16 protein-coding genes are annotated in these 19,659 nt (G+C 36.0%); 4 read left to right on the plus strand and 12 right to left on the minus strand.

Annotation, left to right across the window (positions count from 1 at the left end):
• Window positions 1–21: 21 nt before the first annotated feature.
• The gene (locus ACJRPK_RS10510; RefSeq protein WP_407139857.1) at window positions 22–984 is read right to left on the minus strand and encodes a fasciclin domain-containing protein; all 963 of its coding nucleotides are present in this window, start codon (window positions 982–984) and stop codon (window positions 22–24) included.
• Window positions 985–1,217: 233 nt separating this feature from the next.
• Here ACJRPK_RS10510 and ACJRPK_RS10515 point away from each other — a divergent pair, with 233 nt between their 5' ends.
• The 4 genes from ACJRPK_RS10515 (at window position 1,218) to mazG (ending at window position 4,996) form a co-directional block, all read left to right on the plus strand.
• Complete coding sequence (locus ACJRPK_RS10515; protein WP_407139858.1) at window positions 1,218–1,898, plus strand: toxin-antitoxin system YwqK family antitoxin; 681 nt, start codon at window positions 1,218–1,220, stop codon at window positions 1,896–1,898.
• A 96-nt stretch (window positions 1,899–1,994) separates the two neighbouring features.
• Entirely contained in the window at window positions 1,995–3,182 is a 1,188-nt protein-coding gene (mnmA, locus tag ACJRPK_RS10520; RefSeq protein WP_407139859.1) for a tRNA 2-thiouridine(34) synthase MnmA, read from the plus strand.
• Between the two features lie 88 nt (window positions 3,183–3,270).
• Window positions 3,271–4,215: an NAD(P)H-dependent flavin oxidoreductase gene (locus ACJRPK_RS10525; protein WP_407139860.1), complete on the plus strand. Its 945-nt coding sequence runs from the start codon at window positions 3,271–3,273 to the stop codon at window positions 4,213–4,215.
• A gap of 7 nt (window positions 4,216–4,222) precedes the next feature.
• Window positions 4,223–4,996: a nucleoside triphosphate pyrophosphohydrolase gene (gene mazG / locus ACJRPK_RS10530; RefSeq protein WP_407139861.1), complete on the plus strand. Its 774-nt coding sequence runs from the start codon at window positions 4,223–4,225 to the stop codon at window positions 4,994–4,996.
• Here mazG and ACJRPK_RS10535 read toward each other — a convergent pair whose 3' ends face one another.
• The 11 genes from ACJRPK_RS10535 to ACJRPK_RS10585 all read right to left on the minus strand — a co-directional run bounded on the left by ACJRPK_RS10535 (window position 4,997) and on the right by ACJRPK_RS10585 (window position 19,587).
• Window positions 4,997–5,623 carry a class I SAM-dependent methyltransferase gene (locus ACJRPK_RS10535; RefSeq protein ID WP_407139862.1) on the minus strand — a complete coding sequence of 209 codons (627 nt, stop codon included), beginning with the start codon at window positions 5,621–5,623 and terminating at the stop codon, window positions 4,997–4,999.
• Between the two features lie 62 nt (window positions 5,624–5,685).
• Window positions 5,686–7,677 (minus strand): DUF349 domain-containing protein, encoded by a 1,992-nt coding sequence (locus ACJRPK_RS10540; protein ID WP_407139863.1) that lies wholly within the window; start codon window positions 7,675–7,677, stop codon window positions 5,686–5,688.
• 129 nt (window positions 7,678–7,806) lie between these two features.
• Complete coding sequence (locus ACJRPK_RS10545; protein WP_407139864.1) at window positions 7,807–8,541, minus strand: shikimate dehydrogenase family protein; 735 nt, start codon at window positions 8,539–8,541, stop codon at window positions 7,807–7,809.
• Between the two features lie 4 nt (window positions 8,542–8,545).
• Window positions 8,546–9,568 (minus strand): DUF368 domain-containing protein, encoded by a 1,023-nt coding sequence (locus tag ACJRPK_RS10550; protein ID WP_407139865.1) that lies wholly within the window; start codon window positions 9,566–9,568, stop codon window positions 8,546–8,548.
• 3 nt (window positions 9,569–9,571) lie between these two features.
• Window positions 9,572–10,537, minus strand: coding sequence for a DUF368 domain-containing protein (locus ACJRPK_RS10555; protein ID WP_407139866.1), 966 nt, complete (start codon window positions 10,535–10,537; stop codon window positions 9,572–9,574).
• 155 nt (window positions 10,538–10,692) lie between these two features.
• Window positions 10,693–12,090: a tetratricopeptide repeat protein gene (locus tag ACJRPK_RS10560; RefSeq protein WP_407139867.1), complete on the minus strand. Its 1,398-nt coding sequence runs from the start codon at window positions 12,088–12,090 to the stop codon at window positions 10,693–10,695.
• A 317-nt stretch (window positions 12,091–12,407) separates the two neighbouring features.
• Window positions 12,408–13,604 carry an aspartate aminotransferase family protein gene (locus tag ACJRPK_RS10565; protein ID WP_407139868.1) on the minus strand — a complete coding sequence of 399 codons (1,197 nt, stop codon included), beginning with the start codon at window positions 13,602–13,604 and terminating at the stop codon, window positions 12,408–12,410.
• A 50-nt stretch (window positions 13,605–13,654) separates the two neighbouring features.
• Window positions 13,655–15,484: an OstA-like protein gene (locus ACJRPK_RS10570; protein WP_407139869.1), complete on the minus strand. Its 1,830-nt coding sequence runs from the start codon at window positions 15,482–15,484 to the stop codon at window positions 13,655–13,657.
• Window positions 15,485–15,614: 130 nt separating this feature from the next.
• Complete coding sequence (locus ACJRPK_RS10575) at window positions 15,615–16,886, minus strand: adenylosuccinate synthase (protein WP_407139870.1); 1,272 nt, start codon at window positions 16,884–16,886, stop codon at window positions 15,615–15,617.
• 8 nt (window positions 16,887–16,894) lie between these two features.
• Window positions 16,895–17,353: a Fur family transcriptional regulator gene (locus tag ACJRPK_RS10580; RefSeq protein ID WP_148783703.1), complete on the minus strand. Its 459-nt coding sequence runs from the start codon at window positions 17,351–17,353 to the stop codon at window positions 16,895–16,897.
• Window positions 17,354–17,382: 29 nt separating this feature from the next.
• Window positions 17,383–19,587, minus strand: coding sequence for a RelA/SpoT family protein (locus tag ACJRPK_RS10585; RefSeq protein WP_407139871.1), 2,205 nt, complete (start codon window positions 19,585–19,587; stop codon window positions 17,383–17,385).
• Window positions 19,588–19,659: the final 72 nt, after the last annotated feature.

Below are 19,659 nucleotides of genomic sequence, written 5' to 3' on the forward strand. Positions count from 1 at the left end.
GTTTGTGTACTCTAAAAAATATTACATTGGTAATAGCACTTGATCAATAGCGTGAATCACTCCATTAGTACTTTGTACGTCAGTGATAATAATAGCACTGGCTTCGGCATTACCTTCTCCCTTAACGGTTACGGCCGTAGCATCAATATCCAAATTCCCACCAAGAGATACTACTGTAGACGTTGTTAGTTCACTGGAAGTAACATTGTTCTTCTCAATAACATGCAATAATAATACATCTGTTAATGCACTACCTGTTGGTACAGCTGACAATTTTGCAAACGCGTCATTTGTTGGAGCGAATACAGTAAATGGAGCTTCTGGCGTTCCTGTGCCGTTTTCTACCTGTAAAGCACCTACTAAATTAGCATCAGTCAAGGCAGTTACAAGCGTAGAAAATCTAGCATCAGCAACAGCGAATGTGGTTACTTTAGGAAGTTCAATAACAGCATCAACCTTATGAATTATTCCATTAGTCGCTTCGATATCAGCAGTGGTTACTTTTCCGCCACCATTACTTTTCCCTCCATTAAAAACTACATCTCCCGTAGCATTGTAATAAATACTGATATTCTCTCCATTAGGACCAGCAGTAGAGGCTGTTTCGGCATATCCTGTACCTTCAGCTTTTAAAGCAGCAGCTGTAAATTCCCCTGGTATCACATGGTTTAATAAAACCTGCTTTAATGTTTCTACAGGTACATCATTTATGCTGGCATAATTGTTAGCTTCTAAAAAAGTAGTAAAGGCAGCATCGGTCGGTGCGAGTACTGTAAAGGGTCCGGATCCATTCAGTGTTGCTACTAATTCTGCTTTTCCTAATGCAGCAACTAGAGAGGATAATTCACTATCAGCAGTAGCGGTCAAAACTAAGTTTGTCTCAAGCTCTACAAAGTCACCATCGTCATCATCACTACATGACGAAACTCCTAAAACAAGCGCTGCAATAATTGCAAATTTTCCAATGTTCGAAATAATTTTCATGATTTTAAGTTTTAAATTTGTTCACCCTAAAGAACGGTATATTTTGTTTAATGTTTTATAAATAAAAGTTAAACAAAAGTTAAGCGTTTAAATTTTAACAATCCTTAAAGGTTTGTTTACAAGGGTTTAAGAAATGTCTAAAGAAACAGCAGAGACATGATTATAAATTTAAAAAATTAGTAATTTGCTGCTGGCATATTTTTTGAAATACAGATAGGTAAAGTTTTTAATGTATGAAATACTATTTTATAATTTCTTTTTTGTGGATGACTTCAGCTACAAGTATCGCTCAAAGTTATAATCTTTACGATGCAGATGGTAAACGACATGGGAAATGGCAAAAAACGTATGAGAATTCAAAGCAATTACGTTATGAGGGAAATTTTGAGCATGGAAAAGAAATAGGGGAATTTAAATTCTACAAGCCCGGTAGCGGAAACAAGCCCACAGCTATTAAGGTATTTTCAAAGAAAACGGATACCGTACATATCAGTTATTTTTCGCAAAAAGGAAGGCTTATGAGTAAGGGGACACTATTAAACAAAAAAAGAGTGGGAAGATGGGAATACTATCACAATAATTCTGATAAGCTCATGATGACCGAATTTTATAAAAATGATAAGGTAGATGGAGAACAACTCACTTATTTTCCCAATGGTCAGCTTACAGAGCGCGTGACTTATGTAAACGGAAAGAGAGAAGGCCGCCGTTTCATTTATTCTGAACAAGGTGCGCTCATAAAAGAATTCACGTATGAAAACGATCAATTGCATGGGCTTACTAAGTATTATGATCCCGAAGGTATTTTACTTATAGAAGGAAGTTACAAACATGATCGTAAGGATGGCATCTGGAATTATTATAAAGATGGTAAATTAACTGAGCAAAAAACATTTCCTTTACGTGCAAAATAATATAAGATCTTAATATATCAACATAGATAAAACCTTCTGGCAATGCTTAGGCATTGCTTTTTTAATTATTATTTTTGCAGATTGAATGTAGAAAAGATGAAAAGAGTTATTGTAGGTTTATCAGGCGGTGTGGATTCAAGCGTAACAGCCTATCTTTTGAAAGAGCAAGGGTATGAGGTTATTGGATTGTTTATGAAGAATTGGCATGATGATTCTGTAACCATATCAGATGAGTGCCCTTGGTTAGATGATAGTAATGATGCTTTGTTGGTAGCAGAAAAACTTGGAATTCCGTTTCAAACTGTTGACTTAAGTGAACAATATAAAGAACGTATAGTGGACTATATGTTCCATGAGTACGAGAAAGGCAGAACACCTAATCCCGATGTTTTATGTAATAGGGAAATTAAGTTTGACGTTTTTATGAAAATTGCCATGTCTCTGGGTGCAGACTATGTCGCAACAGGGCATTACTGTCGTAAGGATACAATAGTAGTGGATGATATTCCGGTTCACCGTTTGCTGGCAGGAAAAGACCCTAATAAAGATCAGTCCTATTTTTTATGTCAACTATCGCAGGAGCAGCTGTCAAAAACGCTTTTTCCTATTGGAGAATTATTGAAATCAGAAGTTCGTGAAATTGCTAAAAATCAAGATCTTATAACAGCTGATAAGAAGGATTCACAAGGTTTATGTTTTATCGGTAAGGTTCGTTTACCAGAATTTTTACAACAAAAATTACAGCCGAAAGAAGGAAATATAGTCGAAATAGCTTCAGATGATCAAGTTTTTGTAAAGTCTGAATCAAATACAATATCCGATAAGACTCAACTGGAAATTTTAGCAGAAAAATTTAGCTACCATCCCGATCAGGGGAAAATAGTAGGGAAACATCAGGGAGCCCATTATTATACAAAAGGACAGCGTAAAGGACTGGCAGTAGGAGGCACCCCAGAACCATTATTTGTAATAGAAACTGACGTAACCACTAATACCATTTATACCGGTCAGGGTAAAAACCATCCCGGATTATATCGATTTGCTTTAATCGTAACTAATGATGAAGTACATTGGGTGCGTAAGGATCTAACACTACAAGAAGGTGAAACCATGCAAGTAATGGCTCGAATCAGGTACCGTCAACCGCTAGAAAAAGCTACATTATACCAAACTTCATCAGGTTTATATGTAGTATTTGAAAATGCTCAAAGTGCCATTAGCGAAGGACAATTTGTAGCATGGTATCGGGACGATGAATTAATAGGTTCCGGTGTAATTTCTTAATGTCAAATAACGAACTACTTTTTCAAAATTAGCGTTCAAGATAATTTATGCTGATATTTGAGTCTTTTGAATAAAACAATTAAAGTCTATGCAAACGATAAGAGAACTCTTTCATATTAAGTATCCAATAGTACAAGGCGGAATGATCTGGGCCAGTGGTTGGCGATTAGCCAGTGCGGTTAGTAATGCCGGTGGATTAGGATTAATAGGAGCAGGTTCTATGTATCCTGATGTGCTTAGAGAACATATTCAAAAATGTAAACAGGCTACAAAGAATCCTTTTGGGGTTAACGTTCCTATGCTATATCCAAATTTGGAAGAAATACTCCAGATTATAATAGACGAAGGAGTTAAGATTGTTTTTACATCCGCAGGGAATCCAAAAACCTATACGCAATTTTTAAAAGAAAAGGGGATAACGCTGGTTCACGTCGTAAGTAGCTTAAAATTTGCGCTAAAAGCACAAGACGCAGGAGTGGATGCTGTAGTGGCTGAAGGATTTGAAGCAGGTGGACATAATGGACGTGATGAAACTACTACCTTAGCACTTATACCAATGGTAAAAGAAAAAATAAGTGTTCCCTTAATTTCTGCCGGAGGTATAGCCACAGGGGCAGCAATGTTTGCTGTTATGGCTTTGGGAGCTAATGGGGTTCAAGTAGGAAGTCGTTTTGTTGCCAGTGAAGAAGCATCTTCTCATCCTATATTTAAACAACGTGTGGTCGAAGCCAAAGAAGGTGATACCCAACTTACGTTGAAAGAATTAGCACCTGTTAGATTATTAAAAAATAAATTCTATGAAGACGTGCATGCATTATATAGCAAGGGGACTACGATAGAAGAGCTTCAAACATTACTTGGACGAGCAAGAGCCAAAAAAGGCATGTTTGAAGGGGATATGGAAGAAGGAGAATTAGAAATTGGTCAGGTTTCGGGTTTAATTCATGATATTAAACCTGCAGCAGTGATTGTGGAGCAAATGATTAGTGAGTTCAAAGCTGCACAACAAATAATGCAAAACGTTCAGTTATAATAAGTATATGAATTCAAGATCCGAACAACTCAAGTCCATTGATAAGCTGTTAACCGTCATGGATGAACTGCGTGAGCAATGTCCTTGGGATAAGAAGCAAACCTTGCAAAGTTTACGACATCTTACTATCGAGGAGACCTACGAATTAGGAGATGCCATACTGGATAATGATCTGGAGGAAGTCAAGAATGAATTAGGTGATCTGTTACTCCATATAATTTTTTATGCTAAAATAGGAAGTGAAACTAATGCTTTTGATATTGCAGATGTTGCAAATAGCATTCGTAAAAAGCTAATTCATCGACATCCTCATATCTATGGAGATGTCCAGGTCGCAAATGAAGAAGACGTCAAGCGTAATTGGGAAAACCTAAAGTTGAAAGAAGGAAAAAAGAGCGTTCTTGAAGGGGTGCCAAAGTCCTTACCGGCGTTAGTTAAAGCCGGTCGTATACAAGATAAAGTGGCAGGAGTTGGATTTGACTGGGAAGAGCCCCAACAGGTTTTTGAAAAAGTAAAAGAAGAGCTCAATGAACTTCAACAAGAGGTTTCAGAGAATAATGTTGACAAGATGGAAGCTGAGTTTGGGGATGTTTTGTTCTCTATGATTAATTATGCTAGATTTTTGAAAATCAACCCCGAAGATGCACTGGAGCGTACTAATAAAAAATTTATCAAACGCTTTCAATACCTTGAGCAGAAAGCAAAACAACTCAATAAATCTCTGGATGAGATGACATTGGCAGAGATGGATGTTTTTTGGGAAGAAGCTAAGAAACTATAGTTATTTCTCAAAAACAACAAATTCTTTTTCTATACATACACTTGAAAAGTTATAAGCTTGCTTAATATAATTTATCGTGTCTTTACTGTAAAAAAAGACGTGAGTGCTATCATTTTTATACCACCAGTTTTTAAAATCTATAGAGGGAAGAAAGAGATTAGTTTTACAATACAATTTCCCTTTAGGTTTTAAAAGTGTATGCAACAAAGAAAATTCTTGTTTAGGGCTATAGAAATGCTCAATAACTTCGCAGCAAAATATAAAATCATAAGTCTGTTCAAAAACACTATAGTCCTGAGCAAAAAAAGGATCATATTTTTCTATATGATATCCGGATGTTAGAAGTAGCTCAGCTATCACCGGGCCTGTACCGCATCCAAAATCGAGTCCTATATCATTTTCAGAATGTTTTTTTTTAATTGCATCTACCAATGGCATTACAAATTTTTGATAACCTGTATCGTTAATATCGTTCTTATGTAATGTATAACGGTCCTCTTCTTTTTCGGGTGATAACCGTTGTTGTGTGTCTAACTGAACACCATCACACATCGTGCAACGATAATAGTCACGGGAGGAGATAACGCAAAAATGTACTGTTTGACCGTCACAGAGTGTGCATTGCATGCATATCGGGATTGGGTTATAAAAAACGCCCAATTACAGAAAGTAGTTGGGCGGTTAGCAGTTTATAACTGTTTGATTTTTTTTAATTTTGATTTCCAGACCTCTAATGTTTCACGATGTTTTGTAATATTCTTTTTAACATCGATAACCATAGGATTGTCATCCTCGGTATGCTTAAAGAACTGTAAATTATTTTCAAGTTGTCTGATTTCGCCGCGAACGTCATCAATCTTTTTGCGAATGAAGCTTTGTTCTTGTGCAAGACCGCGATCATCATTTTGACTAGCAAGCGCATTCAGTTTGTTCTCATATTTGATGAGTTCTGTCTCCTTTTTAGTCAAATTAAGTTGCTCAAAATGTCCATCCAACACTTTATTATAGTCAGCTTCAATTTGTTTCTTATTGTATGGAACTCTTCCCAAAGATTTCCACTCTTCAATATGTTGCTTTATGGTTTTGAGATCATCAGCTGCGGTTCCTGATAATTTTAGCTCTTTGAGGTTTTCTAGCTTAGCTTTCTTAGCCTCGTAGTTGTCTTCTTCTTCTTTATTTGCTTCTTTGCGTTGTGCATTTATTCTGTCAAAGTAAAAATTACAGGCATTTTTAAAACGTTTCCAGATACGGTCACTATCTTTTCTAGGCACATGACCTATTTTTTTCCAGTCCGTCTGAATCTTTTTCATAAGAGGAGTTGTAGCCTGAAAGTCCTCACTATCTTTATTGTCCTCGGCAATTTTGATCAATTCCATTTTCTTTTTGAGATTATCGAATTGATCTTTTTTGAGATTTTTATAGAACGCATTTTTATCTCTATTAAACGCTCTGACTGCTGACTTAAATGCATCCCATGTCGCTTCATTAACATTAGCAGGAACTTTACCTGCTTTAAAAAATGCGTCCCGTAATGCTTCGATTTCTTTGATTTTTGTTTGCCATCCCGAATGGTTGGAAGGAGTGTCGCTTGCTACTTGTTGTATTTTTTCAATAATACCGTGTTTCACTTCAAGATTCTTCTCATAGACTTTATCGATTTCCTTGAAATAGCGTTGTCTGTTTTCGTGAATTTGCTTGGTAAGCTCACTAAACTTTTCCCAAATAGGTTCGCGATATTGTTTTTCTACCGGACCCAAATCTTCTTTCCACATTTTATGGAGGAGTTGTAACTCTCTAAACGAACGATTAATATCAGTTTCCTGTGCAAGTTCTGTAGCTCTTTCAATAATTTTCAATTTTTGCTCCAGATTGTGTTTAAAATCTAAGTCACGAAATTCACGGTTGAGATGTAAAAAATCATAAAAGTTCTCAGTGTGGTGATGATAGGTGTTCCAGATGGTGTTATATTTATCTCTGGGTATTGGTCCCGCATTACGCCATTTTTCCTGAATTTCTTTAAAGTGATTGTAAGTGGTATTTATATTCTCATCAACATTAATAAGACCTTTTAATTCTTCAATAATTTCAAGACGTTTATTGAGATTGGATTGTAGATCCTTTTTAAGATTCTGATAATAAGCATTTCTCTTTTCCTTATAGTCAAAATAAACCGAGTTGAATTCTTTCTTTAGTGGAGTAGAGTAATAGAAGTCTATAAGGTCACCTCCTTCAGCTAAAAATTCGTCTTTTTTATGATCTGATTCTTCATTGAATTTCGCATCAAATTCTGCTTTGATTTCATCCACATGCTCTTTGATGGCTTGTATTTTTTCAGTTTTAACCAATGATTTGAGTTCGTTGATTAATTCTTCCTTACTCATGGCGTGATAATCCTTCTTTTCAATAGAATGTCGCTCGAGAGTTGTCTCGTCCTCACTATCTTCTGCTACGGCATCATCCATCTCATTTTGTATATTCGCATCATCTTTTTGCTCCAGTGCTTGAGATGATTCTGGTTGGGAAGTTGTCTGTTCGTCAGAAGTTGTTTGACTATCTGATACAGTGATATCATCGTCATTCGATGAAGACGCGGGTGTTGCATCAGTAGTGGCAACGATCTCTTTGGTTGTCTTCTCTTCTTTAGTTCCATCTGTCTTAGACAGGTTGTCGTGTGTCGGCATTGTATATTTTTTTATGTATCAGTGCGTAAAGCATCACTAAGATACTAACATCTACTAAAAACTCAAAGGATTTATGGGCATTTGAGTAATTACGCTAATAATTTAGAATTGAAATTGAAGGGTATTCGTTTATGAATTCCAGATTTCCCAAGACTTTTCTGCCTGAAGTATAAGCATTTTTTTTCCGTTAATTACCGTCGCTCCTTTCTGTATTCCATGTTTCAAAAAAGTGGTTCGTTCGGGATTGTAGATTAAATCATACAGAATATGATTAGCTGTCAAATGTGAATAGGACAAGTGTGGTGCAGCTTGTATATTTGGGAATGTCCCAAGTGGTGTGGTATTGATAAGAAGTTTATGTCTTTGGAGTGTCTCCTCATTAATATCATCATAGGATAGTTGATTTTTCACAGGATTTCGGGACACCACAGTATACGAAATGGAGAGTGTGTCTAAGGCGTACTTAACAGCTTTTGAAGCCCCACCGGTCCCCAAAATTAAAGCATTCATGGTAATTCCGAGAGGAAGGTGCGGAGTTAAAGAATTTAAAAATCCGTAATGATCACTGTTGTATCCTCTGGTTTTCCCTTCTTTGGTTATTTTAACCACATTAACTGCCCCTATGGCTTTGGCTATAGGATCAATTTGGTCTAAATACGGTATAATTGCTTCTTTATAGGGTATGGTTACATTAAATCCGCTGATATTCTTAATTGTGAGAAGTTGAGGAACGTGATCAATGTTGGGAATATCAAAATTATCATATTCAAATGGAAGTTTTTCCAGATTAAATTTTTCTGAAAAATATTTTCTGGAAAATGAATACCCAATATTTTTACCAATAAGGCCAAAGATTTTTGCCATAATATTAACGATGTTGTAGTGTCTTTTTGCCGTACCATTCTAGCCATAAAATCAATCCGATCCCTAAAAATATAAAGACCAAACCAATATATGTTTCTACAGAATACAGATCCGGAAGATAGCGATCATAATTATCTAAAATAGGATTACCATTTCCATCTGTGAGAATTTTACCCAAATCGTCACGTTTGAAGACTTTATTCTTCCATGGCCATACAACTCCCAACGATCCGGTTATAAATCCAATTATTACGGCAAAAGTAGCGTTTTTATAATGCTTGAGAACGTAGCCTAACCCATGGGAGAGCGTTACCAGACCTGTTATAGACCCCAAACTAAAAACAACAAGTACTTTTAGAAGGCGAATACGTGCGGTATCATATAGAAACGAAAAATCCCATTGTACGATGTTGGCAATAGTATCATAAAGGGCGTTTACAGAGTCCACAAGTAATAGGACATAATTACCGAGCAATATCAAAATAAAGGATCCGGACAGGCCAGGCAGCGTCATCCCGGAAACGCCAATTATACCGCAAAAGAATACGAACCAAAGATTGTCATTTTCACGTGCAGGTTCCAATAAACTAATGGCTATCCCTGCCATAATTCCAACTAGAATCAGAAATATGTTACGACGACTCCATTCATTAAAATCCTTGAGTATATAGTAGATCGAGCCTATGATCATTCCAAAAAATGAAGACCACACAAAGAGTTCGTAATGAACGATAAGGTAATCGAGAATTTTTGAAACACTAAAATAACTGATTAGCATTCCTAAGACCAACAATCCTAAAAAGCGACCATTGATATACCTCCAGAAACTTTTAAATCTAAAATTGACGAATAGTTTAAACGCTTTGAAATTTACTTTTTGTAAGGAGTAAATAAATTCTTCATAAAATCCTGCCACAAAAGCAACCACGCCTCCGGATACTCCCGGAACCTTGTTAGCGGCACCCATGGCTAATCCTTTGATGACCAAAAAAAACTTATCGCTAAAAGTTCGTGTACTTTGTTGCATTCGCTACACCTGTTTGTTATTAGCAACTTTTTCTAGTCCTAGGATTAACAAAAAACCAATAAGCATAAAACCAATAACCCATACAATATGGGCTTCCCCATTAAATTGCAGCGGACTAATACTTTTTTCGACAAGAGGTACCGATAGACCTTCAGAATTTTGACGCCAAGAAATAACCTTTTTCCACGGCCATAATTTATTAAGTGAGCCAATCATAAAGCCTGTTAGAATAGCTAATGTGATATTTTTATGATGAGTGAACATCCAGTTGAGCATTTTTGAAAATATTTTAAGCCCCGCTATAGCACCTATCGCAATGATCCCTAATCGTGAAAACGCACTCCACAACAATTCTCCATCCAACGAGGTGAGTCCCTTTCTTAATTCATTTAAAATGTCTATAAAAGTTTGATAGGCTCCTAGAATCAATAAGATAAAGGCACCCGAAACCCCAGGGAGTATCATTGCTATGATAGCAATAAAACCACAAAAGAGTAAATACCAGTTATTATCAGGTGAAGCCATAGGCTCTGCCAATGTGATTAGGTAAGAACCAACAGCAGCCACAATTAGGCTGGCAATGGTAACTATTTGCCATCTTGAGATTTGTTTACCTATATAGAAAATACTCGCTAGGACCAATCCAAAAAAGAAAGCCCATAAAAAAAGAGGTTCATGTACCATCAACCATTTTATAACCTTGGCCAACGATAGAATGCTTATTGCAATTCCAATAAACAAAGCAGTAAGAAAGGAAAGGTTGTAATGTTTCCAAGAACTGGATAAGCCTTCTTGTTTCCATAACTTGAAGAAGCCGTAATCAAGGTTACTGATGGTGCCGATCAATTCTTCATAGATACCGGAAATAAATGCAATGGTACCTCCTGAAACCCCGGGAACTACATCTGCTGCACCCATTGCAATTCCTTTTAATGAAATAACTACATAGTCCTTGAGACTTCTACGCATTCTTGTTTGTTTTTAAGGTAAATCCAAACAAATGTATGTATTTTTTGATGGAAATCTAGAGCTGAATGGTACTAAATTGGAAAGTTTAAAGAAATAAAAGAGGTAGTCTCAAGACGTTGTCTTCAGACCACCTTTGCAATAGTATTTTTAGTAATTTAGATATGCTCGTATTCTGCGATAATCCTTTTGACTAAAGGGAGTTGATATATTTTATCATATAATTCTTCCAGAACAATATGATATTCATAATCAAGATCCAGACCTTCCCGTAAATGTTTTTCACCACTTTCAAAATCCTGATTTTCAAAAAACAAACCTGCAATTCGATAATGAACTTCGGCATTTTCAGGATAAAATTCGATAGCCTGTTTTAAATTTTGAACAGCAGCTTCAGATTCGCCAAGGAAACGTAAAATATCAGAACGATTTAACCAGGTTTCTAATTCATAATTTCCTAGTTCCAGTGCTTTTCTAAAACCATTTTCTGCTTCTTCAAAAAAACCAAGTCTGTTATTAATCTTGGCGTACCGTTTCCAGTATAATACGTTTTCACTATCGATATGAATAGCCTTATTGATATAATATAAAGCTTTCTGATAATTTTTCTTACGCGTATAAAAATCGGTAATAGCAATCCATCCTTTATCCAATAAGGGATCTTCATGTACAGTTTGAGAAAAATGCTGAATGGCTAACTCGTCATTACCCAATTTTTCAAAGCATGTACCAATGCGAAGTAAGGCAAAGGAAGTGGGGTCATCAAGTTCTAAAGTAATTCTGTAATTCTCTATAGCTTCGTTATAGCGTTTTAGCTTCTCTAGTACCTTTCCTTTTTCAAGGTAAGCACCGATAAAGTATTCATCACTTATGATAGCAAATTCGAATGCAGCCAATGCTTTCTCAAATTCTTTTAGATCATAATATTGCTTACCAACCTGATGCCAGGCAACTTCACAATATGGATTTTTATCTAAAAAGTTATTTAAAAACTCAATAGCTTCAGTGTGTTGATCCAAGAAGTCAAAACAATAAATAATGTTGTACAGAGCAGAATAATCTTCGTCGTCATTATTTAAGCACTGCATGAAATTTAATTTCGCATTCTCAAAATCGTCTAAGAATAAATACTCCATACCCAGGAGGGAATAGATATCCGCAGTCTCATCAGTAAACTCAAGTGCCTTAAGCAGCAATGAGATTGCTTTTTTATGCTTATTCTGTTTTGATAAAATATTTGCTTTCTGAATATAAATTTCTTCATTTTCAGGTTCAATGGCATGTAATTGTGCTAAGAGTATGTCAGCTTTATCTAAGCGGTCCTCAAACACCAACACTTCAACCTGTAATAATTTTAGATTTACCGATGATGGATGTTGTGCGAGCCCAAGAGAAATCGCTTTTTTAGCCTTAGCAATTTTACCGTTTTCAAGGTAATGATGAATGATAGATTCAAATTCATCTGAGTCAAAAAACTTGAGATCGTTGGATCTCAACATTGATTCGTATCGCGTTATAGAGAAATTATCTTCTTCTTCTTCGTGGTTAAATTTCATACACATATAATATTGTGCCTGATTTAGGATGATCGCGATATAATATAGTATTTTCTAAGTATATCATCTTGTGTGATATATGAAGATACGCTTTTTTATTTCGCTCTCAAAAATAAATTTAAGCATTACTAATTTCTACCCAAATAAATGTACAAATGTATTTGTCTCTATGAAGCGTAAAAATTAATTGTTTTTAACAAACTAATTAACAAAAGCTATACCATAAATAACTGTAAAAGTTTACCAAAAAAGCAGCTGCAAAGATACATTTAATTAAGTTGAATAAATTGAACTTGGTAAGTAGTATTTTTTAATATTTAAAGGCTTTCCGTTTCGCTATAAATTAAATCCATAACGCGCAAAATTTGTTTACAACCTATTTCAATTTCTTCGTTGGAGATAGTGAGCGGGGGGGTTACGCGAATAGCGGCTGGTTCAAAAAGTAACCAGAACAAAAGTAGCCCCTCATCTTTGCATTTCAGTATAACCTGGTTTGCAATTTCTGCGGTAGGGGTTAGGATGGCCAACATCAACCCAATACCTCTAATTTCTTTAATTAAGGGGTGTTTTAAGAGGGAACGAAATAATTTTTCCTTTTCCAAAGTAGCTGACATTAAGTCACTCTCTGTAATTTCTTTTAGGGTGGCTAAGGCTGCTGCAGCAATCACCGGATTTCCGCCAAATGTAGTAATATGACCTAATTTTGGACGATCCTGCAGCGTGCTCATATGCTCATTAGAAGCTGTAAAGGCTCCTATAGGAAGACCACCTCCCATACCTTTACCCATTACCAGAATGTCTGGAATTATACCATAATGTTCAAAACCAAATAATTTACCGGTTCTGCCAAACCCGGGTTGAATTTCATCTAAAATTAGCAAAGCTCCCACTGCTTCACAACGTTTTTTTACTTTTTTAAGGTACTCATGATGTGGTACAATAAAACCGGCGCCTCCTTGTATAGTTTCCAGGATAACACCAGCTGTGCGCTCCGTAATGCGGTTGATGTCATCATAATTGTTAAAACTAATTAAAGAAACGTCGGGAAGTAAGGGTCTAAACGCTTGCTTGCGTTCTTCAAATCCCATGACGCTCATAGAACCCATAGTATTGCCGTGATATGCGTTTTTTGCTGCAATAAGTTCGCTTCTACCGGTTACTCGTTTGGCTAGTTTTAGTGCACCTTCTATCGCTTCGGTTCCGGAATTGGTCAAATATGTTTTTTCTAACGGATGCGGTAGGTTAGCTGCGAGTAATTTGGCTAATTGAACCGGGGTTTCTTGTATAAATTCACCATACACCATCACATGCAGGTAGCGATCTAATTGCTCTTTAATTGCATCAACTACTTTAGGATGCCTGTGTCCTAAACTGCAAGCAGAAACACCGGCAATAAAGTCCAAGTAAGACTTGTCATCTGTCGTATAGATATAACTCCCTTCTGCATGAGAAATCTCCAAAGCGAGTGGGTGGGGAGTGGTTTGAGCTTGATATGTAAAAAAGTCTTTTTTCACAGGCAGTTTTTTCTAACTTAAAATAAATTGAGAAAGCAGATTAGAGCCAATTAATTGTCTTTTTTCTTGCGCAATCCTTTTTTAGTAACCTTTAAAGTATCAGACAACGTCTTCTTTTCCAATATAGGAGAAACCAATGTGTCTTTTGTATTTATACTGTTTAGCACCTTATCGGAAATTGTATCATTGAGTTGCTCATTCGTATCTTTTAGCTCGGCATCTTCCAAGGTCTGTTTCATCATCCTGGAGTTCTCTGATTTATTTTCTTCTAACCGTTGTATAGTTTTTTCATCAAAGAATGCGTCATCCTCTTCGGGTAATGGAATTCCTTTTATTTTTATAAGCTTTGGAGGATTTTCTCCTCTAAAAAGATCTTGTTTACTAGTTATTTGTTCTTCGCCTCTCCAATTCAAACCGGATAATTGTCGCGCATTTTCAGGTAAATCAATTTCGCGATACAACGTTCCATCAACATTCTGAAAGTAAAATACATCTTCAATATCCTGATTGGCGAACATTAACCGTATGGAGCTGGACAATACTTTATTTATTCCGATAAGTTTAAGAGCACCCTCACTTTCTCTTTGGAAAAAAATGGTTTCGGTGTTTTTATCAATATCCACTTGGTACAATTCATTGTCTTTGAAAAGACCATAAAGAATTTGCCCTTTTACCTGATTGTATCCTGCCTTTAAAGTATCTTCTTGTGCTAAAAAAGAGTTCGGAAAAACCACTAAAGAATCTAACTTCTCAGTTTTAGTATTTGATATAAGTGTAATTGTGTCACCTGTCATTTGGTTTTTTTGAGACCAAATAATAGGGTTTCCTAACATTTTAGTATAACCGGTTGTTTGATCCACATTGATAGAATCGCTTTTGCCACTCATGTTTTTTTTGTAAATACGAACATCATAAAACCCGGTCATAATTCTTTTTTCGGGTTTACCGGTAACCATGAGCGTGTCACTGTGGATATATATTGAATCTTTTTCTTGCAAGGTAGCAGCCAAAGCACGTTTTGTTATGAATACAGAATCCCGAGCTTTAAAGACCTCTGCATAATGTCCGGTGATTACACTGTTGTTTGCAGTGTCCAGTACTTTAATGTTATTAGTAGCCGATGCAAACTGTTTAGGACTATCATAGAATATACTATCCCCAAATACGGTACGATTGTCATAATCTATTTTTGCGTTTTTAATGGCATACCCGATTTTTGCTTTAGTATCGTAAAATCCTCGTTCACAATAAAGCTTACTTTCTTTTCCAAGCACGGTTGAAGGACCGTATAAATAAACATTTCCAGTTTCAGTATAATAATCTAAGCGATCAGAATCAATAGTGTTTTCCGGATTAACGACCTTAACATTTGTGTTAAACGAAAATTGTTTCCTATCCATAAAATAACGACCAATACGACTGGTTAGTGTGTTTGATGAATCCTTTACGGTACCGCCACTGCGATAGTAGGCTTGTTGACGTATTCGATCAAAGAATAAGGTGTCTGTGGTTAACGTATTGCTTGGGGTCTCCATAAATACATTGTCTCTTGCATAAGCGAACTTTGTATTTCCATTATATTCAGCGTATTTACTGGTTACCTCTATGGTGTCTCCTTGCTTCATTATAACATTACCAATAGCTTTGACGAATTTTTCATCTCCATAGTGAATGGCTTGATCACACCAGATTTCTACTCCTTCGTGCTTCATATACACCTGATTATCTATTTTTAATAAAATAGTGGCTCCGGGATACTGCGTTTCATTCTTTATAGTACGATCCGATTGGATGTTAATCTTTTTGCCTTCTTTTTCCTGTCCGATTACATGAGTGGAACAAAACAGGAATAGAATTAAGTATAAATAGGTAGTTTTCAAATAGTCTAAATTAAAATACAAAATAACGAAATTTACTATTAAAGATGAGATTCTTTACATAAAAGAATCCTCAAGTACACACTAGAACTTGAGGATTACTTATTTGTTGCATTATGTAAAACTTAATATACTATCTATAAATTGTTTGTTTTCTGTCAGGTCCAACAGATACTACGCTTATAGGAGTTTCTAATTCTTTCTCTAAGAATTCAATATACGCAATCAATTCTTTGGGAAACTGATCTTTGCTTGTCATTTTAGTCAAATCTGCAGCCCATCCAGGAACTTCGGTATAAACCGGAGTAATATTTTCTGGCTCGATGTTATAAGGCAAGTGCGTGATGGTCTTACCTTTATATTGATATGCTGTACAGATCTTTAGTGATTTGAAACCACTAAGTACATCCCCTTTCATCATCATAAGCTGCGTAACACCATTCACCTGAACGGCATACTTAAGTGCTACAAGATCTAACCAGCCACATCGACGTGGTCTTCCTGTAGTTGCACCAAATTCATTACCAACACGAGCCATCGTCTCTCCATCTTCGTCAAAAAGTTCTGTTGGAAAAGGTCCGCTCCCTACACGGGTAGTATATGCTTTGAAAATACCAAAAACATCTTTAATTTTATTTGGTGCGATACCTAGTCCGGTACACGCACCTGCAGCAGTTGTATTGGATGAGGTTACAAATGGATATGTTCCAAAATCAATATCTAGTAAAGATCCTTGCGCACCTTCGGCCAAAATTGTTTTTCCTTCACGTTGTGCTGCGTGCAGATATTCTTCACTATCAATAAAAGTCAAGGATTTTAAGACTTCTAATGCTGCAAAAAATTCCTGCTCTAATTCTTCTAGGTCGTATTCTATTTTTGAATCGTAAAAATCGATCATAGCTTCATGCTTATCGGCAAGATTTCTATATCGATCTTTAAAATCTTCAAGTTCTAAGTCACCTACACGAATCCCATTACGACCGGTTTTGTCCATATAAGTTGGTCCTATGCCCTTAAGAGTCGAACCAATTTTAGCTTTTCCTTTTGAAGCCTCTGAAGCAGCATCTAGGATACGATGTGTTGGTAAAATAAGGTGTGCTTTTCTGGAAATAAGAAGTTTTGCCTTGTAATCAATCGAAAATTTATCAAGATTTTCTAACTCTTTACGAAAAATCACAGGATCGATAACAACACCGTTACCTACAAGATTAATTGCTTTATCGTGAAAAATTCCGCTTGGGATTGTATGCAAGACATGTTTTATACCATCAAATTCCAAGGTATGACCTGCGTTAGGCCCTCCTTGAAATCTCGCTATAATATCATAATCTTTTGTAAGAACATCTACAATTTTTCCTTTACCTTCATCTCCCCATTGAAGACCCAGTAATAAATTTACCGCCATTCGTTTTTTTAATTAGTTGGTTTCTTTTTAGTTCCGTAGAAATACAAGGAATGATTTGTAATATCTACATCAAAAATTTCTTCGATTGTTTTCTTTATAGATTGGATACGAGGATCGCAAAATTCTAGTACTTCGCCACTGTCGGTAAGTATAAGATGATCGTGTTGCCGGTCAAAATAAGATTTTTCGTACTGCGCTTGATTTTGACCAAATTGATGCTTGCGCACTAATTTGCAGTCCAATAACAATTCAATGGTATTGTACAAAGTGGCACGACTCACACGATAGTTTTTATTTTTCATTTTGATGTATAGTGATTCTATATCAAAATGCTCTTCACTCTCGTAAATCTCCTGAAGTATAGCGTAGCGTTCTGGTGTTTTACGGTGCCCTTTTTCTTCTAAAAAACTCGTAAACACGTTTTTGACAATATTCTGATCGCTTGCTGTAGTTGTTTTAGTGCTCATACGCTTAAAACGCAAAGTTACATTATTTTTTATTCTCTTACTACTTTATCAATACCACTTATTTTGGAAAGGTTTTTTATAACAGATTTCAAAATGTCTTTATTTTTAACACCTACCGTAATTTTACCCGTAAAGACACCGTCATTTGTATCAAAATGCATATTGTAAATGGCTAAATGCATATTATTTGAAATAATTTGTGTCACATTATTTACCACTCCAATGTTATCTATTCCATTTAATTTGATAACAGCTTTAAATTCTTCCTGAGTTGAGTCTATCCATTTTGCGGACATAATACGGTAAGAATAATTACTCTGTAATTGCAACGCATTTGGGCAGTTTTTCTTATGAACTTTGATACCTTCATTTACCGTAATAAAACCAAAAACATCATCACCGGGAATAGGATTACAGCAATTTGCTAATTTATATTCTAACTTTTCGGCATCCTTACCAAAAACTATAAGATCATACTTTTGTGTGATCTCATCCTTGTTGACATCACTGGGTGTGTTTCTTCGAATTTTATTCTTGATAAAATTCATAAACATATTACTCCGAGTAGTGGCAAAGTCTTTGATCTTTTGATTGTCGATGGTTCCAATGCCCACGCGATAGAAAAGATCTAAACTTGTTTTGAGTTTAAAGTATAAAACCAATTCATTTATAACCTTCTCGTTCAGTGTGATTTTCTGCGAACGTAATTTACGTTTCAGTATCGCTTTTCCGTCTTCGGCAATTTGTTTTTTCTCATCTCTTAAGGCTGATTTTATCTTGGAGCGAGCACGCGCAGTGGTTGCATAGTCTAACCAGCTGGATGAGGGTTTTGCATTATTAGATTTTATGATCTCTACTTGATCACCACTGCTTAATTCATGACTTAATGGAACTAGTTTGCCGTTCACACGAGCACCTCGGGTTTTTAATCCAATTTCTGTATGTACACTAAACCCAAAATCTAAAGCAGTTGCCCCTTTTGGAAGCGACTTTAAATCTCCTTCGGGGGTAAATACAAAAATCTCTTTTGCATACAAGTTAAGTTTGAATTCCTCTACAAAATCAACAGCATTAGTTTCAGAATTTTCAAGTGCTTCCTGTAAGCGATTCAGCCAGCCATCCAGACCTTGATCCTGTTGTTCTTCATTGTTTTTATACTTGTAGTGAGCAGCATACCCTTTTTCGGCTATCTCATGCATACGCGCACTTCGAATCTGAACTTCTACCCATTTGCTATCAGGTCCTATTACTGTAATATGAAGCGCCTCATAACCCGTTGATTTAGGTTGAGAAATCCAATCTCTTAGCCTAATAGGATTTGGGCGATAGAAATCGGTAACCACCGTATAAATTTTCCAAGCAATAAACTTTTCATTTTCAAAATCTGATTTGTATACGATGCGAATCGCAAATTTATCATAGACTTCGTCAAACGTAACATTTTGCTTGATCATCTTACGACGAATGGAGAAGATTGATTTTGGGCGTCCCTTTATTTCATAAGTAAGTCCTTCTCGATCTAACCCTTCGCTTATTTTATCAGAAAACCTTTTGATATAGGCATCTTGTTCTTCTTTACTATCTTTTATTTTTTCAAGAATATCCTTGTAAACCTCAGGTTCTGTATATTTTAAGCCTAAATCTTCAAGCTCTGTCTTGATGTTGTACAGACCTATCCTATGGGCTAAAGGAGCGTAAATATATAAGGTTTCGGATGCTATTTTAACCTGTTTGTCAGACCGCATGGCATCCATTGTTTGCATATTGTGAAGGCGATCAGCAATCTTTATAATAATTACTCGCACATCATCATTAAGCGTAAGCAGCATTTTCCTGAAATTCTCTGCCTGAAGCGAAATATCTCTATCGTGTTTCAAAGAAGATATCTTGGTTAATCCATCCACGATTCTTGCTACGGTTTCACCAAACATTTGCTCTATGTCAACCAGTGTATACTCTGTGTCTTCTACAACATCATGTAGCAAGGCTGCTGCGATAGAGGTAGCATCCAATCCTATCTCACTAGCGACAATTTTGGCAACGGCGATAGGATGAAAGATGTAAGCCTCTCCACTTTTACGACGTTGATCTTTATGAGCATCTACAGCTACATCAAAAGCCTGTCTAATAAGTAGTTTATCATCTTTGCTAAGATCTCGGTAACTAATGCGCAGCAGCTCTTTGTACTGCTTCGCAATTTTTTTATTTTCTTCTTCTATAGCGGCTTCCGTCATACCTCAAGATTTCTAATAGAGCCCATTTAAGTAATTTGTGTGATTTTCCTTACAAAAAATACCAGGAGATGA

Source organism: Aquimarina sp. 2-A2, from assembly GCF_045505135.1.
In the GTDB taxonomy this organism is placed as follows: domain Bacteria; phylum Bacteroidota; class Bacteroidia; order Flavobacteriales; family Flavobacteriaceae; genus Aquimarina; species Aquimarina intermedia.

Bases quoted from the DNA above. Each gene is read 5' to 3' on its own strand.
- ACJRPK_RS10510 (WP_407139857.1), bottom strand. From the start codon at position 984: ATGAAAATTATTTCGAACATTGGAAAATTTGCAATTATTGCAGCGCTT.
- ACJRPK_RS10515 (WP_407139858.1), top strand. From the start codon at position 1,218: ATGAAATACTATTTTATAATTTCTTTTTTGTGGATGACTTCAGCTACA.
- mnmA (WP_407139859.1), top strand. From the start codon at position 1,995: ATGAAAAGAGTTATTGTAGGTTTATCAGGCGGTGTGGATTCAAGCGTA.
- ACJRPK_RS10525 (WP_407139860.1), top strand. From the start codon at position 3,271: ATGCAAACGATAAGAGAACTCTTTCATATTAAGTATCCAATAGTACAA.
- mazG (WP_407139861.1), top strand. From the start codon at position 4,223: ATGAATTCAAGATCCGAACAACTCAAGTCCATTGATAAGCTGTTAACC.
- ACJRPK_RS10535 (WP_407139862.1), bottom strand. From the start codon at position 5,623: ATGCAATGCACACTCTGTGACGGTCAAACAGTACATTTTTGCGTTATC.
- ACJRPK_RS10540 (WP_407139863.1), bottom strand. From the start codon at position 7,677: ATGCCGACACACGACAACCTGTCTAAGACAGATGGAACTAAAGAAGAG.
- ACJRPK_RS10545 (WP_407139864.1), bottom strand. From the start codon at position 8,541: ATGGCAAAAATCTTTGGCCTTATTGGTAAAAATATTGGGTATTCATTT.
- ACJRPK_RS10550 (WP_407139865.1), bottom strand. From the start codon at position 9,568: ATGCAACAAAGTACACGAACTTTTAGCGATAAGTTTTTTTTGGTCATC.
- ACJRPK_RS10555 (WP_407139866.1), bottom strand. From the start codon at position 10,537: ATGCGTAGAAGTCTCAAGGACTATGTAGTTATTTCATTAAAAGGAATT.
- ACJRPK_RS10560 (WP_407139867.1), bottom strand. From the start codon at position 12,090: ATGAAATTTAACCACGAAGAAGAAGAAGATAATTTCTCTATAACGCGA.
- ACJRPK_RS10575 (WP_407139870.1), bottom strand. From the start codon at position 16,886: ATGGCGGTAAATTTATTACTGGGTCTTCAATGGGGAGATGAAGGTAAA.
- ACJRPK_RS10580 (WP_148783703.1), bottom strand. From the start codon at position 17,353: ATGAGCACTAAAACAACTACAGCAAGCGATCAGAATATTGTCAAAAAC.
- ACJRPK_RS10585 (WP_407139871.1), bottom strand. From the start codon at position 19,587: ATGACGGAAGCCGCTATAGAAGAAGAAAATAAAAAAATTGCGAAGCAG.